Source organism: Streptomyces sp. NPDC027189 (genome assembly GCF_055566975.1).
Genome location: NZ_JBVHRI010000012.1, coordinates 26,517 through 52,378 on the forward strand (window position 1 = coordinate 26,517; position 25,862 = coordinate 52,378).

The window sequence follows — 25,862 nt, forward strand, 5'->3', positions numbered from 1 at the left end:
GACGCTTCCGCTTGGGCTTCGAGGTGCTTCACGCGGTATGCCTCGGCGTAGTCGCGCCCTCGTGGACGCCCTCGCCGAGGGTTGGCGCCTCGACGAGGTGCACGCCTTCGAGGAGGGCGAACTGCCGCGCCGCCTGTGGCGGGTCACGCAGACGATGCCTGGATGAGCTCGGCTTCTGTGCCGCAGCCGTCGGGCAGGCCGAGGCAGACACTCGGATATCCGCAACTGAGACCACACACGTCGAAGGGCCCCACCGCGAACGGTGGGCCCTTCGACATCGTGCCCGGAGAGGCACTGGCGGAGGATACGAGACTCGAACTCGTTAGCCAGATGGAGTGTCTAAGTGGTCGGCCCCGGAAGTCTTTCGGGGGTTGATCATGCTGCCAGGGCGACGGAGGATTCTGCCTGGTGATCGGCGGTGTGCCGGTCGAGTCTGGCCAGCAGATCGTCCAGGTCGGAGGTGGTGAACTTCCACTGGAACGGCTGTGCCGTGGCGTTGTAGCGGTCTTCGAAGGCTCGGAGCCAGTCCGCGACTTGGGTCAGGTCGTTGAAGTCGTTGGGCGAGACGACTTTGCGCTGGACGAGGGAGAGGTAGATCTCCACCTGGTTCAGCCAGGAGGCGTGTACCGGGGTGTGGACCAGCACCGCGTTGGGGAAGGCGGCGGTCAGCCGTTCCGCTGCGGCCTTGCCGCGATGGGAGGAGCCGTTGTCCACGATCCAGAACACCCGCTTGGCGCTGGCGTACGGCTCGGTGCGCATGACCTGGGCGACCAGGTTCATGAACGGGGCGATGCCGGTGCGCGGCTCGGTGCGGCCGAACACCTTCGCGCGGTGGACGTCGTAGGCGGCCAGGGAGGCCAGGGCGCCGCCGCGGCCGTAGGTGTGGTTGACGCGCATCGCGCGGGCCTGGCCGGGGGCGAGGGTGGGATGGCAGCGGCAGCGGGCCTGGATGGAGGTCTTCTCGTCCGCGCTGATGACGTACTCGTCCTCGCCCAGCGGCCGGCCCTGCCAGGTGCGGGCGTACAGGTCCAGGACGCGGGCGGCCTTGGCGCGGAAGTCGGGATCGGTGATGAAGATCCACGAACGGTGCTGCCAGGGTTTGACCGCGTCCTCGGCCAGCCAGCGGCGCACGGTGGAGGCCGACACGAACGTGGCGATGCCCCGCTCCATGGCCTCGCGGGCCAACTCCGGGCACGACCAGCGGGACAGCGGTACCCCGGTCTCAGCGGGCAGCTGGCAGGCCAGCGCGGTGACCTGGGCGGTCTGCGGTGCGGTGAACGTGCGCGGGCGGCCGGTGCGCTTGCGGTCGGCCAGGCCCGGCAGGCCCTGCTCGGCGAACCGGCCCCGCCAGGTGCGGACGGTGTCCAGGTGCAGGCCTGTCTCACGGACGATGCGCGCGTTGGAACGCCCGCGCGCCGCGTGCAGGACGATCTGCGCGCGCAGGCGCATCCGATGCTCGGTCTTGTGGCCGTAGGTCATCTTCTTCAGCCGCTCGTGCTCGGCGGCGGTCGGGGCTATCGGGCGGGCCGGGGCAACGGGCATCGGGCGAGGGCCGATCGGGAGAAGTGGATCACGGCAGGCCGTAGCCTGCCGCGTCCGCTTCCCGGCCCGTCGGGCAGGGTGGCTGCGATGCCCACACCTCCGCAGTCCACCCGGCTCTCGCTCCAGCAGCGCATGGGTGGCGCGACGCGGGCAGCGCGTCGCCCGGCGCCCGCCCGGCCAGGCCGGACTAGGCGAGCCGGGCGACGCGCTGTGCCACGGCCGCCAGCCAGCCGGTCAGCGCTGGCGGCGGGTCGCCAGCCACAGGCAGACGACGGGAGGCACGGCACTCCCGACCGCCGTGGCCAGCGCCGCCGTCGCCAGCGGCTCGCTGAGGGTGGGCACGACGGCGCTGCGTGTGGTGCCGTCGGCGGCCCGTACCGTCAGCTCGCAGCCCTCCTCGGTCATGCTGATCCTGTCGGCCAGTCCGAAACCGGTGTCGACGCACTTCTTGGTGGCGACGGCATCGGCGACGAAGAACAGCACGGCCGCCAGGACGGCGAGTCCGAGCGCCGCCGTCAGACCCACCGTGCGCAGGGTGCGGTTTCTGTCATGGGCCGGTCGGCCCTGCTGGTCGTGTGCGGTCATACGCTCATCCTCCTTGCGGTGGTCAGCTGTTGGCGGGGCAGGTTCCGGTGCCGTTGGACGACGCGGTCGGGGAGCCGCCGCGGACCCATTCCGCGCAGCTCGGCACCGTCCAGCCACGGCTGCTGTTCACCATCAGCTCGGTGGCCGAGCCGGCCCGCGTGTAGTTCAGGCCCATGCAGGAGCTGCCCGGGTCCATACCCGCGTCGTTGCAGTCGTTGCTGAGCTTCTGGCCCGCGAGGCCGTAGGGGGAGGCGGACTTGGCACCCTTCTCGGCGTGGATCCAGAAGTTGTACGTGACGCCTGCGGTCAGCTTCTTCGGGTAGCCGACGCCGACGGAGAAGTCGAGCTTCTGGCACGAGTCGGTGGTGTCGTCCCAGTCCCAGTACGCGACAGCGGCGCTCGGGTAGTTCCAGCCGTAGTCGACGGCGTTCCACTTGAAGCCCGTCGACCAGGCCGCCCAGAACTCGGTGTAGGCGCTGTCCGCGCAGTACGGGCGCGGGAAGATGTCCACCAGGTCGTAGTTGTACAGCGACAGGTTGTGCTCGTAGCCGAAGTCGTCGCCGAAGGCGGCGAGGTCGCTGCTCGACCCCCAGCTCATGTAGTGCCGGAAGTGGCGCGGCTTGGAGCTCGCCGAGTAGCGGTAGGCCTGCATCTCCGCCGAGACGGGAGCCCAGGTGTTGCCGATGTTGGCCGGGGTGACGTCGCCCTGGCCGTCGGGCGCGGGTTCTTCCGTCGTGCTGGAGTCGGCGGGGACGGGCTCCTGGTGGCTCGCCTCGACGGCGGCGAGGACCGCGGCACGGCGGCCCAGCAGCTGCTCGCGCTCCGTGGTGGCCGTGGCGGCCTGCTCCAGCGTGCCGAGCGGCAGTTCCTCGACCGCGGGGGAGTCCGAGTCGAAGACCTGGGACTGGGACAGCACCGGGGCGAGGGCGGTGAGCCGGTCGGCAGGCACCTCGCCGTCGACCACGACGAGGAACACCAGCGGCTCCACGCCGTACTCCTCGGTCACGGCCTCGCGCATGTTCTCGATGGCCTGGTCGGCCGAGACGCCGGGGCCGGGCTGGCTGCCGCCGCCGAAGTCACCGGTGTACCGCAGCAGCAGCGGGTTCAGCCCGGCCAGCGAGACCTTTAGCTCGTCGAGGGTCTGCGGGACGGTGAACAGCAGCCGCGTCACCTTCTGCTGCACCTGCGGAATGCTCGCGGCCGTGACCGTCGGCGCCGGCTCCTCGGTCTGCGCCGCCGCCGTCGTGGCGGGCAGCACGGCCAGGGACAGACAGCCGACGGCTGCCGTGGCCCACAGGCTCATACGTCGAAACGTCATTCGGTATCGCTCCGGATCTTTGCGTACGGGGTACGGATCGGGTCGTGGGGATTGCGTGGGGGCACGGGTGAGCCGCCGGTACGGGATGGCTCGTCGTACGGGTCGGTGAACCGTGTGTACGGACAGCGCCCTTGAGGTACGGGATCAGCTCCTCGTACGGGATCAAGTCGCCGTACGGATCAGGTCGCCGTACGGGATCAGCTCTTCGTACGGGAAAGGACGGCGCCGCTGCGGGCGTCGACCGTGACGCGCTCCACGTCCGGGGTCTCGGCGCCCGGGCGGCCTGTGAGGCCGCGGTCGACGGTGACCGTCCAGCGCGAGGTGTCCCAGGTGTCGGGGGTCGCGGTCGCGGTGCCATGGTCGTCGCCGATCGCGGCGCGGGCCGCGGCGACGGCCTCCTCGGCGGTGACCACGAAGCCCGCAGTGTCCGCGGTGCCCCGCGCGGCGGACAGATAGGTTACGGCGCCGGTGCGGCGGTCGACCTCGACGGTCACCTCGCGCGCTCCCGGGTGCCCGGCCTCGGTCGGGCGCCAGCGCAGCAGCGTCACGGCGTCGCCCGCGACATGGCTCACGGACTCCTCGGCGACCAGCTCCCAGTCCGCGCTCCAGCCGGGGACGTTGCGGCCGACGAACTCCTCGGCGGCGGCCCGGACCTCGGCCGCGTCCAGCGACTGCTCACCGCTCGTCGACGGGACACCGACGAGGTCGTACAGCGAACCGTCGGCGTCCGTCCGGTACTCGACGCCCTCGGCGGTGCGCATCGCCGTGAGCGGTTCGCCCGACGGGCCCTCGGCCGAGGTGGTCGAGACGGGTGTCAGGGAGGCGGGCGACGAGAACGTCGGCGTGGTTACCGGCCGGCTGTTGAGCGGTTCCCCCTCCGCGGCCGGCTTGAGTGTCACGGCACCGGGATTGGCGGCGGCGCCCCGCACTACGTACTTGTCCCAGCCGCCCGCCGAGCCTTCCTTGGTCACGAGGTCCGAGCGTGCCCGGGACAGTGCGGTGCTCACGCTCACGCCGGTGGTGGCGTGGTACGAGAACCGGCTCCAGAAGTAGTTGCCCGAGTAGTTCGTCGCGCTCGGCAGGGTGCCGGAGGTGGTCGCCGGGTACATCACCAGGTCCGAGAAGCTGATGACCGAGTCGATGCCGCGCGAGACGGCGACGTCGTTGAAGTTCCCGAGCTGGCCCGTCTGCGCGGTGTCGCAGCCCGCGAGCACGAGCAGCCGCATGTCGTCCACGTCGGTGTACGGCAGGTACTCGGTGAAGAACCGCAGATTCTCGTAGATCGGCGCGACGTCGTAAGTACGGCCCGCGGCCAGTATCGCGTCCAGGTCGTCCGTGGCGCCCTCGTCGGTCTGGAAGATGCCGCCGTTCGCGTGCCCGAACAGCGCGAAGACGCCCGCGTCCATGCCGTCCGCCCAGGCGTTGTCGGCGCTGCGGCCGGAGTTGTAACTCGTGCCCGTGTAGCCGATCGTGCGGGCCGCGTCGCGGAACGCGGTCGCGCTGAGCCGGGTGTCCAGCCCGTCGTTGAAGCGCCGGCCGAGGCTCGTCTCGCCCACGGCCTGCGCGGGCTGCGCGCCCACGGTCAGAGCGCAGACGAAGGCGACCGACAGCGCGAGCAGAGACCCGCCGCGGCGGTGTCGCCGTCCGCTGTCCTTGGTGCTGTGCAAGTGACTCTCCGCTGGTGATTACGTCCCCGCCGGGCTGGGGCCCGGCGGTGGTGTCACCTGCTCTACGGGGATGGGTGGGCGATCCCTCGCGGACAGCGCGAAATTTTTTGCCGCCCTGCTGGTGGGTGGCGGCGTGGGGTTTGCCAGGGGTCAGGGCGTCATCGCGGCCGGAACCGCTGTGCCGGGCAGGGGCGGGACGGGAGCCTCGACGGGGGGAAGCAGCGCCGGGACGCCGGGGAGCGGCGGGAGTGTCGTGGCGGGGGGCTCCGGCAGCGTCGGGAGGTCGGCCGCCGGGGTCGCGGGGAGGGACGGGCCGGTGGGTTCCGTCGCGCCGGTTGGCGGGGTGGTGCCGGTCATCGGCGTCGCCGGTACGGCGCTGGGGGTCACCCCCGCGCTCGCCGGTGTGACGAGACGGGGCTCGATGACCGGCGTACCGGGAACCGCGCCCGGTTCCGCGCCTTGGTCCTCGTACCCGAGACCGGACGAGGACACGGAGTCGGCGGGCCCCGACAGCGGGCTCTCGGGCATGGCCGGCCGCTCCGCCTCGGCGGGCGTGACGAGCACCAGACCGGCGAGCACCACCGCGGCCCCGGCGGACACCAGTGTGGTGGCGGGTGCGGCGGCCGACATGCCGCCGTTGGTGCGGGGGCGGCCGCGCCACAGGCCGAGGACAAGGGCCAGCGTGGAGGCCAGCACCGTCCGCAGGGTCTGCCGGGCGCGGCCCAGCAGCGACTCCGTGGCCTTGTATGTGAGCCCCATGTGCCGCGCGACCTGCGCGACGTCCAGGTTCTGGGCTTTGAGCTTCAGTGCCTCCGCCTGGCGCCGGGGCAGGGAGCGGCTCTGGAGGGCGAGCCACCTGGCCTCGGCGCGGTCGCAGACCGTGTCTTCCGGAGAGCCGGAGGGGGCGGAGGTCAGCACGGTGTGGGCGCGGGCGCTCACCGCCTCGTCGCGGCGGAGCTGGCGGTGGCGGTCCACACAGAGCCGTACCGTCACGGACGTCAGCCAGGCGCCGAGGCGGTCACGGTCCACGTTCGGGTTCTCCGCCGCGCGGACCATCGCCTCCTGCACTGCGTCCTCGGCGTCCTCCGGGCTCGCGGACCGGCTCCGTGCCACTTTCAGCAGCGCCTCCCGGTGGCTCCACAGCCGCTGCCACTCGGAGTCCGGGGACTCATGTGTCGACAAAATGCCTGCCCCTCTCCGCGGCCGGACTCGCGCGATGCGCGCCGGAGTTTAACCCGCACCCCCGGCGCCGGACGCCGTGGGGTTCGGCAGAGGTCACGGGAGCGGCAGGTCAGGGCCCCGATCCGCCGATGCGCTCTTGAAGGGCGTGCCGCCGGCGTGGAAGCGCGCGGTGTTGTCCAGCCCCGAACTGCTGCCCGGGCTGACCCAGGAGTGCTGCCGCTGCGGGCGGACCCTCGCATCCCACCCGTCGGCCGATTTCCGTTCACGCGCCGCGCACCCGGTCAAGGGCCGCCTCGGCACGCGGGCGGGCCCGCGCCCCCACACCGCAGGGGACGCGGGCCCGACAACCGCACGGTCACGGCACACAGTGCGTCTGCGGATCGCCCCCGGCCGTCACCGTCACGCACAACTTGCTCACCGCGACCGGCACGTGGACGACCTGCTGCGCACTGCCGTTCACAGAGACGTCCGTGGTGGAGGCGGCCACCCACGAACGGGTTCCCGACGGCGTCCTCGACCTCGACGGTGGCCCCGACGTCCTCCATCGCACCGCTGCACGTCCCTCCGGTGACGATGCGGGTGCTGTTCGGCGTCGGATTGGTCACCGTCGGCGCGGGTGGGCGTGCACGACGCGGCCGCCGAGGCCAACTAACTAAGTAGTCCACACACCGCCTTCGGACTCGGCCCAGGCTTCAACCGGGTCTCGCAGACTGGGCAGTGCCGGACGCGCGGTCGCCCGCCGTCCTCTGACCAGCACGCCCGCACCGCCTGGCCGCAGTTGACGCGGCTGCACGTCCGCAACCGCGGAGCCTTCGCCTACGTCGACGGCGAGCTGGCCGACGGCGAGGGCGTCAAGCTCATGCGCCGACACGACGGCGGAACCGCCAGCAGATGGGGCTTCGCCCTCTACTACGCCAGCAGCGACCGCTGCGAAGACTCCCTGCTGCCCACCGGCGGCTTCGCCGGCGCCCCCGAAGAAGCCCTCGACTGCGCCTGCCCGCTCCACCTCTCCGCCCAGACATCTGACCGGCAGGCACACAACACCGGATCCGAAGTCAACCCCCGAAGGACTTCGAACGTGGACCACTAAGCCTCCCAACACGCTTTCCAAATGTTGGTCTGGGGGTTCGGGGCGGGAGCCCAGAACTGAGACCAGCTGCACGTTCATCGCCGCAGGGGACGGCGCGTGAGGGACGGGTGGTCTCTACCGGAGCGCGGCGCCGCGTTCCTTCAGCATGTCGGTCATCAGGTGTATCTCCGACTGCTGGGCGTCGACCATGCCCTGCGCGAGCTTCCGCTCCTGGGGGACTTCGCACTGCTGGGCGCAGGCGCGGGCCATGTCGATGCCGCCCATGTGGTGGTCGGTCATGAGCTGGAGATGGAGGATCTCTGCCTTCTTGCCGCTGAGTCTGCCGAGTTGGTGCAGTTCGGTGTTGGTGGCCATGCCCGGCATGAGGGAGCCGTTCTTGCTCCGGTGGCCCATGTGGCCGCCTTGCATCCAGGTCATGTAGCCGTCGGGGGACGTCTTCGGCAGATCCCACAGGTCGAGCCAGCTGAGCAGCATGCCGCGTTGGTTGGCCTGGGTCTGGGCGATGTCGTACGCGAGGCGGCGGACGTCCACGTCGATGGTGCGGTCGCGGACGATGTACGCCATCTCAACCGCTTGTTGGTGGTGAACGGCCATGTCGCGTGCGAAGCCGGCGTCGGCGGAGTCGGCCGTGGGCACAGCGACCGACTTCTTGTCGTGGTTGCTGGTCATGGCCAGCAACGAGAGGGCCACGACGAGAGCGACCAGGACCGCCGCGCTGGCGGTCAACCACCGGCTGAGGCGGGGCTTGGGGCTGTCCACGTCGCCCGGGGCCGTCGCATCTGGTGCCGCGGCAGTGGTGTCCGTCATGACGCGGTCAGCCCGTTGGTGCAGGCGGCGCCCGGCTCGGGGGTCTGTGCGCCCTGGACGTACTTGGTGAGGAACTGCTCGACCCTGGGGTCGGATGCCTTGCTCACGCTGAGCTGGTGGCCCCAGGCGGACAGCATGATCGGCCCGGACTGGGTCTTGTCCGGGCTCATGAGCGTGTAGGGGGTCTTGGTGACCTTGTCGGCGAGGGTCTTGATGTCGGCGGCTCCGGCCTTGTCGTTGTACGTGACCCAGACCGCGCCGTGTTCGAGGGAGTGGACGGCGTTCTCGTTTGCGATGGCCTTGGTGTAGACGTTGCCGTTGCAGGTCGTCCAGACCGGATTGTGGTTGCCGCCGACGGGCGGGTTCATCGGGTAGTTGACTTTGCCCTGGACGTGGTTGCGGCCGAGTTTCTTGGCGTCCCAGGTCTTCTCGCCGCTTATGGGCTTCTTCGCGGCGGCGGCCTTCTGGTCGTCCTTCTCGTTGGCGCCGTTGATGGCGTAGGCACCCCAGCCGACCAGTCCGGCGACGATGACCGTGCTGAGGGTGATGGTGAGGATGCGGGTTCTGCGGTCGCGGGCCTTCTCGGCGCGGCGCATCTCCTCGATGCGGGCCTTGCGGTCGGCGGCGGCCGCCTTCTTGCTGGTCTTGCTCATGGGTACGTCCTTGTCCCCGCCGCGCGGTGTCGGCGTGCGGCGGTGAGTGGGTGCAGGGGTGAGTGGATGCCGGTGCGTGTGCGCCCGGGCATCTGTCTAGGTCCGTTGCACCTGGAGGACGTGGAGATCGGGAGCGCCGCGGGTGGGCGGGAGACCGGGGGAGCGAGCGGGGGTGTCCGGCCAGGCGAGGCACTGCATGCGGGGCAGGCTCGCCGGCAGGGGCTCGGCGGGCGCGGTGCGGACGGCTCGTACTCCGTGGGCGACCGGGGCGCAGCACACGTCGCCGACCGGGCAGTCGGCCGGGTGAGCGATCGTCTTGCTGTGGTGTGTCGCCGAGGTGTTCGCCTGGACCGCCGTAGCGGACACGCTGGTCATGGGGGCAGCGGCGTGGTCCACGTAGCCCAGGCACATCACCAGCGCGGCGAAGAGCACCGCCAGGGCAGGGCAGAGCGCCACGGTTTGCGTGGTCCGCCACGCACCGTGGGCCCTGTGCTGCGTCCGGCCGGTCATCACAGTGATGCTAAGCGGGGCCTGTGAGCCCGCTTTCGGCCGGGCCCAGGAGGTCACTGGCCATGCCCGTCCTCGTCGGTCTCGGGGTAGACGAAGGTGCGGGTGATGAGGTGGTTGGGCGCGGTCAGGGTCTCGTGGAGAATGCGGCCGGTCTCGTCGAGGGTGAGGTCGAGCTGGGTGTGCTCGGCGGGGTAGGCGAGGGCGAGGCGGCGGTGGCCGTTCTCGTCGGGCAGCCGGGTGGTGACCGGAGCGGCGCCGCTGCCGTAGGGCTCGGCGGCGAGGAACTCCTTACCGGTGATCGGGAGCTGCTTGAGGTCGCCGAGGCCGACGGCGGTGTTGCTGGTGACCAGTTCGTGCAGGGTGAAGCGGGGCGCTTTCTTCATCGCGGCCACACTCTCGTGCAGCAGGGCGGCGTCGGGGCGGGACGGCCAGGTGATGGCGAGGCCCGCACGCCCGCCGGCCCATTCCTCGCCCGCCGACGCGGTCAGCGTGAGGTGACTGGTGCCCTTGCGCCAGGTGAGAGGGGTATAGAAGCAGCCGGTGCCGCAGCCGCGCAGGACCAGCCTCCGCTTGCTGCCCCGCGGGTCGGCGAGGGTTGCGGTCAGGCCGTACGACTGCTTCGAGGCGTCGCCGGCCTGGGGTGCGGTCAGCTCGATGATGAGCTGGCCGGTGCTGGCGCGGGCGCTGATGCCGATCTCTCCGGCGCGGGTGCCGGCGGGGACGACGGGTCCGGTGGTCGGGGGTGCGAAGGGCAGGGGGCGCTTGGTGTCGGCGGGTGCGCGCAGGACGGTGAGGGTGGCGGAAAGGAGAAGGACGACGGCTAGGACGGTGGCTTCGAGGCGGGCCGGGCGGTACGGGAGCCCGCCGGTCGTACGGCGCAGGCGGCGGCGTGCGGTGTAGGCGAGGCCGGCGACGAGGGCGACCACCCCGGTCTTGACCAGGAGGACCTGGCCATATCCGGTGGTGAAGACGTCGTCGAGCGGGACGAGCAGAAACCCGGCGATCACGCCGGTGGTGACCACGGCCGCGAACAGCCGGGCGGCGAGCCGGGCGTAGGACAGCATCAGGGCTCGGGCGGCGGCTCGCTCGCCCCGCCAGGCCACCACCGTGCGCAGCACCTGCACCAGGGCGCCCGCCCACAGGGCGGCGGCAGCGAGGTGGATGAAGGTCAATACCGGTCCGGCGACGGCCTGTTCGGCCTGCGGGTGCGCGCGCAGTGCCTCCGCGATGACGACGGCGGCGAGCAGTACGAGGGTCCAGACCCGGTGGCCTACGACCATGGCCACGGCCGCCAGGGCGAAGCCGGCCACCTCGATCAGCGACAGCACGCCGGGGCGGGTGTCGATCGCGGACCGCAGGGAGCCGTTGCCGATCACCAGCGCGGCCAGTCCGAGCGCAGCGGCACAGCCGACGAGGGCGGCGGGCAGGGCCCAGGAGCGCGGCCGTCGGGACGGGGCGTCGGGGACGCGCGTGGCCAGGCGGCCCAGCATGGTCTCGCCGACGAGCAGGGCCAGGGCGGTGAACAGCAGCCAGCGCAGGATCGTGGTGGGGACCGGGTCCTTGGCGGTGGTGCTCTGGCCGGAGGCGAGGGCGACGGTGCGGGGGCCGATCGCGAAGCGGTAGCTGCCGGTCATGATGTCGCCGTCCTGGGCGGTGGCCTGCCACTCGATCGTGTGGACGCCCTCGGCGAGCTTGCCGTGCACCGGGAAGGTGACCGTCCGCCCGCCCTGACTCCGGCTCGGCTTGCCGAGCCCTGCTGCGGGCGAGAGACGTACGGCCGAGCCGCTGACGCCGACCGGCTGGTCGAAGACGAGGACCAGCGAGGCCGGCGAGTCCGCGACGGTGGCGTCCGCGGCCGGGCTGGTGAACAGCAGCGTGGCGTGCGCGGAGGCGGGGGTGCCGGTGCCCAGCAGCAGAGCCAGGACGAGCGAGGCCAACGTGAGCAGCGCGGCGGCGGGACGTCGGAGGGTTGATGCGAGGACGGTCACCGGTCGAGGATCTCCGGTCGGGTGTGGCGTACGGCGGGCGGGGTGGCATCGTTGCGCAGCTGCTGGAGCTCCTCGCGGGCGCGGCGCAGTTCCTCCTGCGGCTCCGTGTCGGCAGCGGTCGTACAGCAGGAGCGGTCTTTGACCATCGGGCGGATGCAGCACCACCAGGTCAGGGCGGCGGCGAGAGCGGTTGCCGCGAGCGGGAGCCAGATGCCCGTCACGCCGGATGGTCCTGGACGTCGTTGCGTTCGGCGCGCAGGGCGTCGATCTCCTTGCGCAGGCGCAGCAGTTCCTGCTGGTCGGCGCCGGGCACCGGCTGCGCGCCGTGCTTCGGGCGCATCATGAACCACATCATCAGGCCCATGCCTACCGGGCAGGCCAGTAAGGGGAGCAGGTAGAGCACGCACCGTCCCCTGTCCCACCCTGCCCTGGAGGCCGTAGTTGAGCGCCGCCGTATCCGACCTCGTCACCAGCGGGCCACCGGCAGCGTGCACATGCCCAAAGCCAGGGCGAACGTGTTCGTTACGGTGGGCTCGTGACTCCTGGAACCCCCGCACCCCGCAGCCGCCGTGAGCGGCCGGCCAAACCCGCCCTCACCTACGAGGGCATCGTCGCCACCGCGGTCCGCCTGATGGAAACCGAAGGACTGCAGCGCGTCACCATGCGCCGGCTCGCCCAGGAACTAGACACCGGCCCCGCCTCGCTGTACGTGTACGTGGCCAACACCGCCGAACTGCACGCGGCGATCCTGGAAGAGCTCCTGGGGGCCGTCGACCTGTCCCCGGCGACCACCGAGGGCGACTGGCGCGACCGGCTCACGCGGCTGCTCGGCTCCTACACGCACGTGCTGTTCGAGCACCCCAGCCTGGCCCACTCCGCGTTGGTCGCCCGCCCCTCGGGCCCCAACTACCTGGCCGTCGTCGAGGCCGTCCTCGCGCTCCTGCACAAAGGCCGGGTGCCCGACGCCCAGGCCGCCTGGGGTGTGGACGTACTGCTTCAGGTGGCCACCGCCACCGCCGCCGAGCAGTCCACCCGCAGGCAATCCGCCGACGCCGAAGCCGAACACAACGCCCTCGTCGCCGCCCTGCGCCAGGCCTCCTCCGCTACGTATCCGCGCATTGCCGCGCTCGGCGCCGACCTCGTCTCCGGCACCCCCGAGCAGCGCCTCGCCTGGATCTTCCACGCCGTGATCAACGGCACCCTGACCACGCCGCGCACCGCGCCGTGACGCGTTCGCCGACGTTCCGTGGCCGACGACGTCGGGACAGGCCTGCTCGTCCACAACGCGGGGGCCTCGCCGCACCGAGCCGCGCCTCGACCAGCTGCCCGTCAGCCTGATGGACCCGCGCGACCGGCATCCCTCGACCTCGGGATGGCCTGGCACCCGCGCAACTCGACCGGCCCCGGACACCGCTGGTTCCGCGACCACTTGGCGGCCGCGGTCCTGGCCCGTCCGGCACGGGGGCGGAGGCTCTGAGGGGAGCGCTACGTCGTAGGGGCGAGCACGGCGGCCGTTTAGGCCGGGAGTTCGAAGCCGAGCGAGGTGAGCGCGGCCCTCCGCGGCCTCCGCGGCCTGCTGGTCCTGCTCGTAGCTGCCGCCGGAGATGCCGAGGCCGCCGACTGCCCGGCCGTCCTCGATCACCGGGTAGCCGCCGCCGACGGCCATCAGCCGGGGGCGGTGGGCGAGCGGGGCGACCTGGGGGTTGGCCATGTAGGAGTCCAGGTGTGGGTGGCGATGCGGTAGGAGCCGCCGTCCATGTCTTGTCTTGTCTTGTCGACGGCGACGTCGGCGGTCAGGAGGGGCGCGTCCTCGACACGCTCGAACGCCTTGAACTGGCCACCGGCGTCCGTGACCGCGACGGCTACCTCGAAGCATGTGGAGGAGTTCGTACACCCGTGTCGCCTCGGAATCCATGGCGCTCAGCCACATGACCGGCATCCGACGCCCCTGGAGCGGATCGGCGTCGGCCACCGTGGGTGGGCAGGCGGTGCCGAGCGCGGAGACCTAGCCGGCAAGGTGGCGATTGACCTTCGGCATGCCCAGCAGCTCGTCGAAGAGCTTCCGGAGGGCGGCCAGCCCCTGGCCAGTCCGGCCAGGCTCATGTGGGCGGCATCGCGGGCCAGCAGGACGTGTCTTCACCGCTTTCACCCGATCGGCCGACCCGCGTGGCGGCGCGCCGGGCCGAGGCAGAGGCTCGAAGTCCCCCAGGCGTTCGCCGCAGTGGGCGCGAACCCGCCGACACCACGCAAGGGGCCGACCATGAGCCAGGACGCCTCGCAGCCGTCGGGCACTCCGCACGGCACCGGCGCGGGAGCGCAGCCGACCGGTGAGGACAAACCGCGCTGGGGAGTGCAAGGACAGCCGGCCGGGAAGGCCCCGGGAGCGGGCGGCCCGGGAGCGCCGCCGTCGGGCAGGAGTGCCTGGGCGACCGGGGGCGTCACCTTCGCGGGCGTCCTGCTGCTGGTGAACGGCATCCTCAACGTCCTCCAGGGCATCGCCGCGATTGTCCAGGACGAGGTGTACGCGCGCGTCGACGAATACATCTACCGGATCAGTCTCACCGGCTGGGGCTGGACCCTGGTGGTCCTGGGCGTCGTCCTCGCCATCACCGGCGCGGGCATCCTCAAGGGTGCCGAGTGGGCACGCCTCACCGGCATCGTGCTCGCCTCGCTGAGCATCATCGCCCAGTTCCTGTTCCTGCCGTACGCGCCCCTCTGGGGTCTCATCATGATTGCCATCGACTTCTTCGTGATCTGGGCGCTCGCCGTGTACAAGCCCGACGCCGCGCAGGCGTGAACAGGCGCTCTTGAGCCCTCGCGGTTCGCAGCCCTCGCGTCTCCCCAGCCCCCGGGCAAGGAGCCTGCCGCCCTCGCCGTGGCAGCCGGTGCCGCGCTCCTCGGACTCGGGCTCTGGGCCGCCCGCGATGGGCGAAGGCCGGGCGGCCTCCAGGGTCCTGGCGCCGTGGACCGATGGCATCGCCGCCGTACGCGACGCGACGGGCTCCGACGCCGGAGCGGCCGGAGGACGGGTGCACCGGGCCAAGACCTGTCTCAACCGGACGGTGGTCGCCGTCGCCGCCACCACCCTGATCGCCTGGGACCACTTCACCGGCGCCGGTCACTCTCCGGATCGCGCTGGGAGCCCTGCCGGCCCTGGCCCTGATCGGGTTCGTCGACGACCGGGCACCGTACCTCGCACAGTCCATCGGGCGCGGTCAGCGGGGCTCGGGCGGCGGTGCGGGGCGTACGAGGCCCGACTGATAGGCGATCACGACGAGTTGGGCGCGGTCTCGGGCGTTGAGCTTCGTCATGGCGCGATGGATGTGGGTGCGTACGGTCAAGGGGCTGACGACGAGCTGCTCGGCGATCTCGGTGTTGGACCGGCCCTCCGCGGCCAGGGCCATCACCTCTCGCTCGCGGGCGGTGAGCGCGTCGAGGGACTCGGGGAGCGCCAGCGGATTGCCGGGCGCCGGGGTGGTGAGGAAGCGGGTGATGAGGGCGCGGGTGGCGGCAGCGGAGAGCAGGGCGTCGCCGGAGGCCACGGTGCGGATGCCGTCCAGGAGGACGTCGGCGCCCACGTCCTTGCCGAGGAAGCCGCTCGCGCCGGCGCGCACGGCCTGCGCGACGTACTCGTCGATCTCGAACGTGGTCAGGATGAGGACCCGCGTGGCCGACAGGTCCGGGTCGGCGCAGATGGCGGTGGTGGCGGTGAGACCGTCGGTGCCGGGCATACGGATGTCCATGAGGACGACGTCGGGGTGGTGCACGCGGGCGAGTTCGACCGCTTGCCTGCCGTCGGTGGCCTCGGCGATCACCTCCAGGTCGTCGCAGGAGTCGATCAGGATCCGGAAGGTGGCCCGCAGCAGGGCCTGGTCGTCGGCGAGCAGGACGCGGATGGTCATCTGGAGCGGTCTTCTTCCGAGGTGGGAGGCAGGGGGACTGGCGGACCAGCGGGAGCAAGGGATCCTCGGCTCTCCGTGCGGATCGGCAGTTCGGTGGTGACGGTGAAGCCGCCCTCGGGGCGGTGCCCCGCCTGAAGGCGCCCGCCGACCGACTGGGCGCGCTCCCGCATTCCCATGAGACCGAAGCCGCCGCTCGGGGATGGGGCGGCGGGGGCCGGGGCGTCGCCGTCGTCGCTGACCGTGATGGTCACGTGGTCGTGGGTGTAGGCCAGTTTGACGTGCGCCGTCTTCGCGGCGGCGTGCTTGGCGACGTTGGTGAGCGCCTCCTGCACGATCCGGTACGCCGTCAGGTCCACGCCCGGTGACAGCGGCCGCTCCTCCCCTTCGGTGGTGACGGTGACCGTGAGCCCGGCGGCCGCGAACGCGGTGGCGAGGTCGGAGAGCTGCCCGAGTCCGGGGGCCGGATGCAGGGGCGCGTCGGGGTCGTTCGCCTGGCGCAGCAGGCCGACGGTGGCCTTGAGTTCGCGCAGCGCCGAGGACGTGGTGCCGGCCAGGTCGTCGAGGATCCGCTGGACCTGGCCGGGATGGGTGCGCGCGAGATGTGCGGCGGTGCCCGCGAGGGCGTTGGCCAGCGCCATGTGGTGGGCGACGACGTCGTGCAGCTCGCGGGCGATGCGCATGCGCTCCTCGGCGACCCGGTGCCGTGCCTCCTCCTCACGGGTGCGCTCGGCGTACTCGGCGCGGGCGTGCGCAGCCTCCGCATAGGCGCCCCGCAGCCGGCTCGCGGTGCCCATGGCAACCGGCGTCACCACCCAGAAGGCGGGGCCGATCGTCTTGAGGGGCCAGGGATGGCCGTAGTGGTCGCTGATCATTGCCGTGGTCACCAGCAGCACGACGGCGCCGAAGAGGGCGAGGCGTGCCGTCCTGCGATCGGTGTACTTGGCGAGCGTGTAGAGCGCGAGCATGAGCGGCGCGAGCAGCAGAGGCGTGATCAGATAGCCCACCGCGCTGGCGGTGTTGGCGCAGACAGCCGTCACTGCCACGACGGTGCAGGGGTGGCTACGACGCCACCACAGGGCCACGCAGCCGACGCCGCCCAGGATCGCGCCCGGCCACCAGGGGATCTGGTCGCCGGACGGTCCCCCCAGGCTCGTCGCGCTGCCGAGGGCGGTGAGGAGGAACACCTGCACGATGACCATCACGTCGACGACGCGGGGATGGTCCTCCGCGTATCGCTTCAAGCTGGTGATCATCGGGTCTCCCGGTCGGGTGAGCTGAGTCCATGGCGGGCGCGTCGGTGCGGAAACGGCCAGTGAGGGCCGCCCGTGCCGCCATGGGCGGCCCCAGGGCCTGTCTTTCGGATCACGCCTGGGCCGCGGGGTGTGTGACGCGCCGTAGGCCGAGACCGGCGTGATCCGAAAGAGAAACCCCGGGCGCGGGCGGGGGAGTGGTCAGACGCGAGCCGATTCCAGTTCGGCCGCGTCGTCCCGCGCCGGGACGGCGGAGGACTGGTGACTGAGCCCTTCGCCCTCCACGTCGACCTTGGGCAGCAGCTTGTCCAGCCAACGCGGTATCCACCACGCCGTCTTGCCGAGCAGCGCGAGGACGGCCGGCACGAGCGCCATGCGGACGACGAAGGCGTCGAAGAGTACGGCGATGGCGAGCCCGAAGCCGATCATCTTGATCATGGATTCACCGGCGCCTATGAAGCCGGAGAACACGGCCATCATGATCAGCGCGGCGGCCACCACGACGCGGGCGCTGTAGCGGAACCCGGAGACGATCGCCTGCCCCGGCCGGTCCCCGTGGACGTACGCCTCCCGCATGCGGGCGACGAGGAACACCTCGTAGTCCATCGCGAGGCCGAAGACGATGCCCACCAGGAAGATCGGCATCATGCTCATGATCGGCCCGGTCGTCTCGACGCCGAGGAGATCGGCGCCCCAGCCCCACTGGAAGACCGCGACGACGGAGCCGAGGGCCGCGAGCACTGAGAGGAGGAAGCCGAAGGCCGCCTTGATCGGTACGAGGACGGAGCGGAAGACCACCATCAGGAGCAGGATGGCCAGGCCCACCACGACCACGAGGTACGGGATCAGCGCGTCCTGCATCTTCTGGGCGACGTCGATGTTCAGCGCGGTGGTGCCGGTGACCTCGAACTCCGCGCCGGTCGAGGCCTCGGTCGCGGGGCGCTCGTCGCGGATGGTGTGGACGAGGTACTTCGTCTTCTCACTGGTGGGCGCCTCGGCCGGGACCGCGGAGAAGACCGCGGTGTCGCCCGAGCTGTCGAACCGGGCGGCCGAGACGGAGACGACTCCCTCGGTGGCGCCGATCTTCTGCTCGATCGTCTGCACCGCGGCCTTCGCGTCCTCGGCGCCCTTGGCGTCCACGACGATGGTCAGCGGGCCGTTGAAGCCGGGGCCGAAGCCCTTGGCGAGGTCGTCGTAGGCGCGGCGCTCGGTGGTGGAGGTGGGCTTGGCCTCGTCTCCGGTCATGCCCAGCTGCAGGTCCATCACGGGTATGGCGAGCACGCCCAGGCCCACGACCGAGGCGAGGAGTACGGGGAGCGGGCGGCGCAGGACGAATCGGGCCCAGCGGGTTCCCCCGTTGTTCTCGCCGGCTTCCTTGATCCGGCCGCGCTTGCGGGCGGAGCGGGACAGTACGGCGTTCGGCCAGAGGCCGAGTACGGCCGGGACCAGCGTCAGCGCGATGGCGACGCCGACGGCGACCGCACCGGCGGCGGCCAGGCCCATTTTGGTGAGCATCGGCACGCCGACGACCGAGAGACCGGCCAGCGCGATGACCACGGTGAGTCCGGCGAAGACGACCGCGGACCCGGCGGTGCCGACGGCGAGCCCGGCCGCCTCCTGCGGCATGTGACCCTTGGCGCGCTCCTCGCGGTACCGGGAGACGATGAACACGGCGTAGTCGATGCCGCACGCGAGGCCGAGCATCGTGGCCAGCGTGCCGGTGGTCGACGACAGTCCCAGGGCGCTGGCCAGCGCCATGATCGAGGCCATGCTGACGCCGACGCCGATGATCGCGGTCAGCAGCGGAAGCCCGGCGGCGGCCAGCGAACCGAAGGTGATCAACAGCACGAGGGCCGCGATGGCGATACCGATCGCCTCCGCCGACCCGCCCGCGGCGGGCTGGGTCGCCAGGGCGGTGCCGCCGACCTCGACGGTCAGGTCCGAGCCCTGGGCCTGCTTGATGGCGTCCTTGAGATGGTCCTTGCTGACGTCGGTGAGGTCGTCGGCCTTCACCTTGTACGTGACGGTGGCGTACGCGGTCGAGGCGTCCTTGCTGACCGCCTTCGCCTGGAACGGGCTGACCGCGCTCGCGACCTGCGATCCGTCGGCCGCCTCGGACACGAACTTCTCGATGGCCGCCCGGTTCTCGGACGCGGTGACCTTCTGCCCGTCGGGAGCGACGAAGACGACCCGGGCGCTCGCCCCGTCCGCCTTCGCCCCGGGGAAGCGCTGCTCCATCAGGTCGAATGCCTTCTGCGACTCAATGCCGGGCATCGAGTTGCTCGAGTCGGGGGCGGCAGGCGCCGTGGCCGCGCCGAAGCCGACAGCGGAGAGCACCGCCACCCACAGGAGGGCGACGAACCAGCGCCGCCGGAAGGCCAGTCGGCCCAGTCGATAGAGGAAAGTAGCCACGAGCAGGGGTCTCCACATCTGATCTCGGATACGCCCCAGGCTCCCGGGGGCGGGGGTGTCCTGTCGTCGTGCGCCTGCCGACAATCCGGACTACTGAGAACGCAGTACACGCGGCCGCGCGTATGGTCCCCGAGCACGACGGGGCCCGTCCCGCGGGCATGCGGTGCGCGCGTGACGGGCCGGGACGGGCCGGGTGGAACCACGGCTACGGCCCGGGGGCCTACGACGCGTCGTCGAAGGTGACGACCACCTTCTCGGCGGCCCCCGGAGTCAGCGTGAGCTCGAAGGCGCGCTCGGCCTCGGCGAAGGGGACGCGGTGGCTGATCAGCTTGGCGAAGCGTTCGTGGTGTTCGGCGATCTCCTGGGTGACCTCGAAGATTTCCGTGGGGTAGCCCTGAGAGGCGATGAGGGTCAATTCGCTGCGCAGCATGCCGCCGAGGTCGATCGCGTCGGACTTCTTCTGTACGGCGACCATGACCATCTTGGCGCCCCACTTGGCGGCGGCGATGGTGGCGTCGAAGACGGCGGGGGCTCCGGCGGCGTCGATGTAGATGTCGGTTCCGGCGCGGGGCTGGCCGAGCGCGTTGGCGGCCCGGCCGTGCAGTTCGGTCAGCCTGGCGGTGACGTCTTCGGTGGCGGAGTCGATGACGGCGTCCGCGCCGACGGCCAGTGCCGTCTCCAGCCGCTCGGGGATGACGTCGGCGACGACCACGTGCTCGACCCCGCGCAGCTTCAGCCAGATGGTGGCGCCCAGGCCGATGGGCCCGGCCCCGAACACCACGACCTTGTCGGACGTCCGGGCCTCGGAGCGGTTGACACAGTGCCGCGCGACGGCCATGGGCTCGTTGAGCGCGGCGACGTGGAAGGGAACGGTGTCGGGGAAGACCGCCAGGCTCTTGCCGAGGACGGCGTCCTCGATGAGCAAGTACTCGCTCATGCCGCCGTACTTGCCGCCGCAGCCGATGATGCCGGAGGGGGCGCCCTGCGGATTGACGACCACGCGGTCGCCCGCCTTCAGGTCGGTGACCTCGGCGCCCACCTCGACGATCTCACCGGCCGGCTCGTGCCCGAGGGGGAGCGGGACCATCGACCCGCCGGGGCCGAACGGAGCGCCGCCCAGGTGGAGGAAGTGGGTGTCGGTGCCGCAGATGCCGCAGGCGCGGATCCGCACCAGGGCGTCCTTGGGACCGGGCACCGGGCGCTCCGTCTCGACGACGTCGATCGTGCCGATCCCACCGGTCCGTACGGACTTCATCGTGGCCATGGATAGCTCGTTTCTCGTGAAGGGGTGCTGTTCTTGACGGGTGGTCAGACGGCTGCCCAGCCGAAGTCGACGGGCAGGACGGCGCCGTTGATGTTGCTGGCGGCGTCGGAAGCGAGGAAGACGATGGCGGCGGCCGGTTCCTCGGCTTCGGCGACCTTGCCGGAGAGGCCGATGTAGGGGCCGATGAGGCCGGGGCCATGCGCCCTCGGTCGGGGATCGACCTGGATGTTGGTCGCCGTGGGCCCGGGCGCGACGGCGTTGGTACGGATCCCCTGGCTCCGGTACATCACGGCGAGGGACTTCGTCAGGCCCACGATGCCGTGCTTGGAAGCGGTGTACGCGGCACCGGCCGCGCTGCCCCGCAGGCTCGCCTCGGACGCGGTGAACACGATCGAGCCGCCGCCCGCCGCCAGCATGTGCGGCAGCGCGGCACGGGTGAGCAGGAAGGGCGCGGTCAGATTGACGCGTAGAACGCGCTCCCACTCGGCGTCGCTGGTGTCGCCGAGGGCCGACATGTGGTCCATGACGCTGGCGTTGTTCACCAGCACGTCCAGGCCGCCGAAGGTGTCCACGGCCGTGGCGACGACCTCGTCCACCACCCGCGGTTCACTGACGTCGCCGACGACCGCGCGGGCGACGCCCCCCGCGTACTCGATCGTCTTGACGACCTGCTCGGCGGCGTCCTCGTTCAGATCGGCGACCAGGACCTTCGCGCCCTCCTCGGCGAACTTCAGGGCGGCGGCCCGGCCGATGCCCGATCCGGCTCCGGTGACGACGACGCCGCGCCCTTCAAGACCTGTGCTGCTCATGGCGTACCTCTTCCTGTCTCGGTGGGTTGGGTCCACGAGCCCTTGAGCGTGTGGAGCACGGCGTCGGCCATGCCGCGCTCACCGCGCTCGTTGGGGTGGACGGGGGCGGCCTGGGTCGCCGGGAGCAGGGGTTCCACCCAGCGGGTCCCGCCCGCCGAGCAGGCGTCGCGCCCCGCGGAGGGGGTGTACGTGTCGACGTATCCGGCCCCGGCGGCTTCCGCCCGCTGCCGCAGCACGCTGTTGAGCTGCTGCTCCTTGTCGTTGAGGAACGTCGCGTCGTCGGGTGCGAGGGTCATGTCGTCGTCGCAGCCGTCGCCCTTGTCCGGCAGGATCGACGGGTATCCCACGACGTACACCCGGGCCTTCGGGGCCCGCTGCCCGACCTCGCGCAGCGTGACGGCCAGGCGCACTCCCGCCGCCTGGATCTTCCGCCGTACCTCGTCGCTGCCGCCGGAGACGTACGTACGCCGGCAGGGCGCGTCGTTCCCGGTGTACTTGCCGCTGCCGGTAGCGACGTAGAGGGCGCCCTGCTTGACGCAGTTCTTGACCAGCGAGCCGAAACCGATGTCGTTGCCGCCGATGCCGAGGGTGACCAGCCGGGTCGAGGCCGAGAGGGCCGACAGCTGGGCCGGGTTGAAGCCGTTGTCGGTGGTCTGCGCCGCGGACAGGTCGGCGATGGTGGCGCCGCTGCAGCTCACGTCGCGGAAGTCGGCCGCCTTGATCTTCAGCTCGCGGGCGACCAGGGCGGGGTAGTTGTGGTCGGAGCGGTCGCAGCCTGTGGGCTTGCCGGTCCGGGCGGGGATCCCCGGTCCCGCGGTGTAGGAGTCGCCGAGTGCGACGTATGGGCCTTTCAGCGGCGCGGCGGCGGGTGCCCTGTCGTTCCGGTCGTTCCCGCCGTCGTGCGCGACGCCGACGGCGAGGAGCAGCACGCCGAACGTGACGCCCACGCCGGCCAGTCCTGCTCGTGTGTAGGTTCCCATCGCAGTGTCCTGCCTTCTGTCTCCGGTGGTCCCGTGCGGGGTGTTCGTGCAGTGCCAAGTGGTGTGCGGGTAGCCCCACTTGGCGGTGGACACCAGGCCGGTGATCGGCGTACGGAGGGCCGATGAGCAGTAACACGGGCGCTTGAGCCGACGTCGGCCCCGGTGAAGAGGGGAGAGGCGTGGTCGGCCGGTGTCCTCGGACCCGGCGGCGTACGGGGGTGTCCGGCCGCCGGGCCCGGGACTGCGCCGCTCCCCGTCCCCACGGGTTCGGCGCCAGGGGGCCACGTCCGCTCTGGGTGGCCCCGATCCAATGGCTTGCTTGAGTTAGGCAAGCATGTGAGAGTTACTTGAGTCAAGCAAACTAAATCTTAATTTACTTGAGTCAGGCAAGTAGCTGCTAAGCTGGACGCATGCCCACCACACCGCCGACAGACGCCCCGTCCTCGACCGACATCGCGGAGATCGAGGGCGCTCTCAACCGCATCTCCTATCTGACCGGTCGGGTCCGGCAGCACGACCGTCTGATGGCCCTGGCCGGAGTGTCCCTGGACCGTGCCGGCGTCGCGCTGCTGCGGCAGATCGCCGACTCCGAGCCGATGCGTCCGGGAGAGCTGGCGAATCTGCTGGCCGTGGAGGCGTCGCACGTCACCCGGCAGGTGCAGCAACTGCAGAAGTCCGGTTACGTGACCCGTGTCCCGGACCCGGACGACCGCCGGGCGCAGCGCATTCAGATCACCCCGAGCGGCCAGGAGGTGATCAACCGCGTGCGCGAGGCCAGCTGCCGGGGCATGCAGGTCGCCCTGAAGGCATGGTCCCCGGAGGAACTGCGCCGGCTCGCCACCCTGTTCCACCGGATGGTCGACGACTTCTACTCCGCTGAGGACGACGATGCCGCGTTCGAGGCCGCCCGGCAGTCACGCGCCTGACCGCGCGAAGGCGGGAGTGTGCGCAGGCGCATCCCGCTCCGGAGCCCCACCGAGGAGCCGGCCCGGCCGGGCCGCGGGATGACGGGCGGGCGGGTCGCGGGAGAACTCCGCCCGGCCCCCGAGGAGTTGGAATGACGGACGGCCGACCGGCCCGCCGTGGCCGGGACGCCCGAGATGCCGCCGAGGCTGAACCGGCAGCTCTCCTCGCGCGGCGCTCGATGTGCTGTCCCGTGACGTCGTACGCGTAGCGTGCGTCGGCGACGCCCGCCCCCTCGAACAGTCAAACGCTGTAGCCCCCATCGACTCCCAGCGCCTGCCCGGTGATGAAGCCCGCGCGGTCCGAGGCCAGGAACACGACCGCTTCGGCGATGTCCGTCGCGTCGCCGAAGCGGCGCAGCGGGATGTTGCGCCGGGTGATGTCCAGCGCGGCCTCGTCCAACTCCCCGGAGCTGATCAGGCGCGCGGCGATGCCGTCGGTCAGCATGCCGGGGCCGACGCAGTTCACGCGGACCCCGTACCGCCCTTCCTCCGCGGCCAGCGCTCGCGCGACCGCCTCGACCGCCCCCTTCGTGCCCGACGAGAGCCCGTCGCGGACCGGGAAGCGTCGGGTGGCCACGGTGGTGACGGCGACGATGCTGCCCCGGCTCTCCCGCAGCCGGGACAGCGCGGGATGGACCAGGTTGAAGAACGCCCCGGCGTCCGCGTCGAGTTGGGCACGGTACTGGCTCGGTGTGACCTTGCTCAGATGCACCATCGGCACATGGGGGCCCGCCGCGTACACAAGGGTGTGGATGGCGCCGAACGTCGAGTCGGCCTCGGCCACGGCCGCCGCCGTGGCCTGTTCGTCGCTCAGGTCGAGCCGCAGAGTCAGGACTTGACGCCCGTACTCCTTGACTTCACCGGCGAGCGAGTCGGCCGCGGCCTGATGGGCGCGATAGGTGAACGCCACGTCGCTGCCCCGCTCGGCCAGCATCCGCACGATCGCCGCGCCGATGCCGCCCGTGCCACCGGCGACGAACGCGGCCCCTGCCCTGCCGGAGAAGTCAGCCATCGAAGTGCCTCACAATCCCTGGGAGTTGGCGACAGCCGTGCGATGGGGTACTCCAGCATGTACCCCTGCCCGCGGCTCGCCCACCGCGCGGTCAGGGACTGAGTGCCGACAGCTGGACGTCCGCGCTCGACAGGGTCATCGGTGTCGCCGAGACGGCCCGCACGCGGATCCGGGTGCCGGCTTTCGGGAGGGTGAACCTGCCGTCGGGCGGCAGGAGTCGGTAGCTGGCCGAGCCATGGCCCGGGAGTGTGGCGGGGCCGGCCGCGATGGACCAGTAGCGGCTCATGCCCTGGCCCGTGGTCAGAGTGAAGTGGGGGGCCAGGGCCGCGCCCCCGAGATTGGTGACACGGACGGTGAGTTCGGTGACGGCTCCGGTGGCGCGGCGGGCGCCGACGACGTCCATACGAAGGGGCGGTGACCCCGTGACCGCCAGGGTCACCGCCGCCGCGGTCGGGGCCAGCAGGAGCGCGGCCGCGGCCGCCCGGGTCCCCCGCCTGTGCCGGCCGCGCAGGAAGGCGGGGCGGGGCTGCCACGCGGTGGTGAACGACTGCCAGGGGGCGGTGACGGCCGCGGCCAGCCACAGCGGAGTCATCAGCAGGTAGTAGCCGTCCTGCGAGCGCGTCGCCACATAGAACGCGCACCAGGGCAGCACCGTCGCCGCCGGCCCCAGCCGCCGAACGAACAGGACGAAGAGGCCCAGCAGCCCCACGGCCAGCAGCAGGCTCGCGTGGGAGTACCAGGCCAGCCGGTCGCTGCCGTCGGTGAAGTAGAGCGCGAGGCCGACCAGGCCCTGGCCGTGGATGTTCGCCTTCTGGGTGAGCGGGAGTGCGATGCCGGACATCCATGAGCGGGGCTCGCTCACGATGAAGTACGCGTTGATCAGCAGCCAGGTCGTGGCGGCCACGCCGACAATCCGGCCCACTGCGGCCGCGGCGGCGCGCGGGCCCAGCTCACCGCGGCGCAGCGCGTAGACCCCGGCCAGCAGGAACGGCGTGAGGAACCAGGGCAGTTGCTGGGCCGCGCAGGCCGCGCCCAGGCACACCGCCCGCACCCAGTCGCCGCGGCCGCCGCCGCCCATCCGCGGCCAGCCCGTCACCACCGGGATGAGCAGGGCGCAGGCCACGATCGCCGGGTAGCCGAGCCGGGCGTACGCGGGCAGCAGACCGAAGCCGAGGCAGACCAGGGTGGCCGCGGAACGCCACTGCACCGGCAGCATCCGCCACATCACGATCGCGCCCAGGATCAGCGCCCCGGTGCTGACCATGACCGCCGCGGCCGGGCCGTGGCCGATCCAGAGCAGCGGCGCGGTGAGCATCAGGGGCAGCGGCGGATAGCCGTACGTGTAGTCGTAGCCGCCGTTCATCGTCGCGGTGAGGGCGACGCCGTGACCGAAGAGCCAGGGCCACGGCCGCCCGTAGACCTGGTGCCCGGCGAGGAACTCGTGGGCGGCCTGCGTGGTGAGGATCGACTCGTCACTGCCACCGTGGTTCATGGCGTACCCGCACACGGCGAGCGTCACTGCGGTCACCAGGACGCACAGGTCGAGCCGGGCCAGCGAACGGCCCTTGCGTACGACCAGGGTCAGGACGCCTGTCACGAGGATCGAGGCGTAGCAGAGCGAGACGATCGCGGCCACGACGAGACGGTGGCTCGCGGCCTGCGCCCACAAGGGGCGCATGCCGATGAAGAGGCTGATGTCGGCGAGCAGGGTCAGGACACGGTGCCACTGGGCGGGCGCCTCGTCCGGGTGCCACTGCGCGGGCGCCCCGTCGGGCGAGGCCTTCGAGGGGGCTTGCCGACCGGTGGGCGACAGCCTGATTTCTGCCAAGTACACGGCTCCAGACGCTAATTCCTGCAGGTGAGCGGCGCGCGGCCGGACGTGAAGAGTCCGGTGTGAGGCAGGTAAGAAGCGCGATCGTCCATCCC

General features: G+C 71.5%; 25 protein-coding genes and 1 pseudogene. 5 read left to right on the top strand and 21 right to left on the bottom strand.

Annotated elements, in window-relative coordinates; genetic code table 11:
- Nucleotides 1-37 precede the first annotated feature (37 nt).
- On the top strand, nt 38-166 hold the full coding sequence (locus ACZ4RZ_RS26840; RefSeq protein WP_467748286.1) for a hypothetical protein: 129 nt from the start codon (nt 38-40) through the stop codon (nt 164-166).
- Between the two features lie 209 nt (nt 167-375).
- On the opposite strand, the gene ACZ4RZ_RS26845 is transcribed toward ACZ4RZ_RS26840, so the two are convergent.
- From ACZ4RZ_RS26845 to ACZ4RZ_RS26870, 6 genes are all read right to left on the bottom strand, one after another.
- Complete coding sequence (locus ACZ4RZ_RS26845) at nt 376-1,542, bottom strand: IS630 family transposase (protein WP_467748288.1); 1,167 nt, start codon at nt 1,540-1,542, stop codon at nt 376-378.
- 234 nt (nt 1,543-1,776) lie between these two features.
- The gene (locus ACZ4RZ_RS26850) at nt 1,777-2,127 is read right to left on the bottom strand and encodes a hypothetical protein (RefSeq protein WP_467748290.1); all 351 of its coding nucleotides are present in this window, start codon (nt 2,125-2,127) and stop codon (nt 1,777-1,779) included.
- 22 nt (nt 2,128-2,149) lie between these two features.
- The gene (locus ACZ4RZ_RS26855) at nt 2,150-3,430 is read right to left on the bottom strand and encodes a hypothetical protein (RefSeq protein WP_467748292.1); all 1,281 of its coding nucleotides are present in this window, start codon (nt 3,428-3,430) and stop codon (nt 2,150-2,152) included.
- A gap of 212 nt (nt 3,431-3,642) precedes the next feature.
- Nucleotides 3,643-5,112: a PepSY domain-containing protein gene (locus tag ACZ4RZ_RS26860; RefSeq protein ID WP_467748294.1), complete on the bottom strand. Its 1,470-nt coding sequence runs from the start codon at nt 5,110-5,112 to the stop codon at nt 3,643-3,645.
- 150 nt (nt 5,113-5,262) lie between these two features.
- On the bottom strand, nt 5,263-6,294 hold the full coding sequence (locus ACZ4RZ_RS26865) for an RNA polymerase sigma factor (protein WP_467748296.1): 1,032 nt from the start codon (nt 6,292-6,294) through the stop codon (nt 5,263-5,265).
- 355 nt (nt 6,295-6,649) lie between these two features.
- A complete protein-coding gene (locus ACZ4RZ_RS26870; RefSeq protein ID WP_467748298.1) occupies nt 6,650-6,781 on the bottom strand; it encodes a hypothetical protein in 132 nt (43 codons plus the stop codon).
- A gap of 291 nt (nt 6,782-7,072) precedes the next feature.
- Here ACZ4RZ_RS26870 and ACZ4RZ_RS26875 point away from each other — a divergent pair, with 291 nt between their 5' ends.
- A complete protein-coding gene (locus ACZ4RZ_RS26875; RefSeq protein WP_467748300.1) occupies nt 7,073-7,384 on the top strand; it encodes a hypothetical protein in 312 nt (103 codons plus the stop codon).
- 114 nt (nt 7,385-7,498) lie between these two features.
- Here the strand turns inward: ACZ4RZ_RS26875 and ACZ4RZ_RS26880 are convergent, their stop codons facing one another.
- From ACZ4RZ_RS26880 to ACZ4RZ_RS26905, 6 genes are all read right to left on the bottom strand, one after another.
- On the bottom strand, nt 7,499-8,191 hold the full coding sequence (locus ACZ4RZ_RS26880; RefSeq protein WP_467748302.1) for a DUF305 domain-containing protein: 693 nt from the start codon (nt 8,189-8,191) through the stop codon (nt 7,499-7,501).
- Nucleotides 8,188-8,844, bottom strand: a complete 657-nt coding sequence (locus ACZ4RZ_RS26885; protein ID WP_467748304.1) for a DUF3105 domain-containing protein — start codon at nt 8,842-8,844, stop codon at nt 8,188-8,190. The genes ACZ4RZ_RS26880 and ACZ4RZ_RS26885 overlap by 4 nt, the downstream gene beginning before the upstream one ends.
- Nucleotides 8,845-8,940: 96 nt before the next feature.
- On the bottom strand, nt 8,941-9,354 hold the full coding sequence (locus ACZ4RZ_RS26890) for a hypothetical protein (protein ID WP_467748306.1): 414 nt from the start codon (nt 9,352-9,354) through the stop codon (nt 8,941-8,943).
- 53 nt (nt 9,355-9,407) lie between these two features.
- Nucleotides 9,408-11,342: a copper resistance CopC/CopD family protein gene (locus tag ACZ4RZ_RS26895; RefSeq protein WP_467748308.1), complete on the bottom strand. Its 1,935-nt coding sequence runs from the start codon at nt 11,340-11,342 to the stop codon at nt 9,408-9,410.
- Nucleotides 11,339-11,563: a hypothetical protein gene (locus ACZ4RZ_RS26900; protein ID WP_467748310.1), complete on the bottom strand. Its 225-nt coding sequence runs from the start codon at nt 11,561-11,563 to the stop codon at nt 11,339-11,341. Before ACZ4RZ_RS26900 ends, ACZ4RZ_RS26895 begins: the two co-directional genes overlap by 4 nt.
- Complete coding sequence (locus ACZ4RZ_RS26905; RefSeq protein WP_467748312.1) at nt 11,560-11,745, bottom strand: hypothetical protein; 186 nt, start codon at nt 11,743-11,745, stop codon at nt 11,560-11,562. Before ACZ4RZ_RS26905 ends, ACZ4RZ_RS26900 begins: the two co-directional genes overlap by 4 nt.
- A gap of 132 nt (nt 11,746-11,877) precedes the next feature.
- Here ACZ4RZ_RS26905 and ACZ4RZ_RS26910 point away from each other — a divergent pair, with 132 nt between their 5' ends.
- Nucleotides 11,878-12,570 (top strand): TetR/AcrR family transcriptional regulator, encoded by a 693-nt coding sequence (locus ACZ4RZ_RS26910; RefSeq protein WP_467748314.1) that lies wholly within the window; start codon nt 11,878-11,880, stop codon nt 12,568-12,570.
- Nucleotides 12,571-12,960: 390 nt separating this feature from the next.
- Here the strand turns inward: ACZ4RZ_RS26910 and ACZ4RZ_RS26915 are convergent.
- Nucleotides 12,961-13,281: pseudogene (locus tag ACZ4RZ_RS26915) on the bottom strand (hypothetical protein); the annotation flags it as partial.
- A gap of 321 nt (nt 13,282-13,602) precedes the next feature.
- Between ACZ4RZ_RS26915 and ACZ4RZ_RS26920 the strand changes: the two are divergent.
- A complete protein-coding gene (locus tag ACZ4RZ_RS26920; protein ID WP_467748316.1) occupies nt 13,603-14,139 on the top strand; it encodes a DUF7144 family membrane protein in 537 nt (178 codons plus the stop codon).
- Nucleotides 14,140-14,557: 418 nt separating this feature from the next.
- Here the strand turns inward: ACZ4RZ_RS26920 and ACZ4RZ_RS26925 are convergent, their stop codons facing one another.
- From ACZ4RZ_RS26925 to ACZ4RZ_RS26950, 6 genes are all read right to left on the bottom strand, one after another.
- Nucleotides 14,558-15,244, bottom strand: a complete 687-nt coding sequence (locus tag ACZ4RZ_RS26925) for a response regulator transcription factor (protein ID WP_467748317.1) — start codon at nt 15,242-15,244, stop codon at nt 14,558-14,560.
- On the bottom strand, nt 15,241-16,497 hold the full coding sequence (locus ACZ4RZ_RS26930) for a sensor histidine kinase (RefSeq protein WP_467748318.1): 1,257 nt from the start codon (nt 16,495-16,497) through the stop codon (nt 15,241-15,243). The genes ACZ4RZ_RS26925 and ACZ4RZ_RS26930 overlap by 4 nt, the downstream gene beginning before the upstream one ends.
- Before the next feature lie 198 nt (nt 16,498-16,695).
- Complete coding sequence (locus ACZ4RZ_RS26935) at nt 16,696-18,906, bottom strand: MMPL family transporter (RefSeq protein WP_467748320.1); 2,211 nt, start codon at nt 18,904-18,906, stop codon at nt 16,696-16,698.
- A gap of 220 nt (nt 18,907-19,126) precedes the next feature.
- Nucleotides 19,127-20,170, bottom strand: coding sequence for a zinc-dependent alcohol dehydrogenase (locus tag ACZ4RZ_RS26940; protein WP_467748322.1), 1,044 nt, complete (start codon nt 20,168-20,170; stop codon nt 19,127-19,129).
- 44 nt (nt 20,171-20,214) lie between these two features.
- Nucleotides 20,215-20,979: an SDR family NAD(P)-dependent oxidoreductase gene (locus ACZ4RZ_RS26945; protein ID WP_467748324.1), complete on the bottom strand. Its 765-nt coding sequence runs from the start codon at nt 20,977-20,979 to the stop codon at nt 20,215-20,217.
- Nucleotides 20,976-21,959 carry an SGNH/GDSL hydrolase family protein gene (locus ACZ4RZ_RS26950; RefSeq protein ID WP_467748325.1) on the bottom strand — a complete coding sequence of 328 codons (984 nt, stop codon included), beginning with the start codon at nt 21,957-21,959 and terminating at the stop codon, nt 20,976-20,978. Before ACZ4RZ_RS26950 ends, ACZ4RZ_RS26945 begins: the two co-directional genes overlap by 4 nt.
- 410 nt (nt 21,960-22,369) lie before the next feature.
- Between ACZ4RZ_RS26950 and ACZ4RZ_RS26955 the strand changes: the two genes are divergently transcribed.
- The gene (locus ACZ4RZ_RS26955) at nt 22,370-22,885 is read left to right on the top strand and encodes a MarR family winged helix-turn-helix transcriptional regulator (protein ID WP_467748326.1); all 516 of its coding nucleotides are present in this window, start codon (nt 22,370-22,372) and stop codon (nt 22,883-22,885) included.
- A gap of 280 nt (nt 22,886-23,165) precedes the next feature.
- Here the strand turns inward: ACZ4RZ_RS26955 and ACZ4RZ_RS26960 are convergent, their stop codons facing one another.
- Together ACZ4RZ_RS26960 and ACZ4RZ_RS26965 are read right to left on the bottom strand one after the other, a co-directional pair.
- Nucleotides 23,166-23,936: an SDR family NAD(P)-dependent oxidoreductase gene (locus ACZ4RZ_RS26960; protein WP_467748327.1), complete on the bottom strand. Its 771-nt coding sequence runs from the start codon at nt 23,934-23,936 to the stop codon at nt 23,166-23,168.
- 91 nt (nt 23,937-24,027) lie between these two features.
- Nucleotides 24,028-25,770, bottom strand: coding sequence for a hypothetical protein (locus tag ACZ4RZ_RS26965; RefSeq protein WP_467748329.1), 1,743 nt, complete (start codon nt 25,768-25,770; stop codon nt 24,028-24,030).
- Nucleotides 25,771-25,862 lie beyond the last annotated feature (92 nt).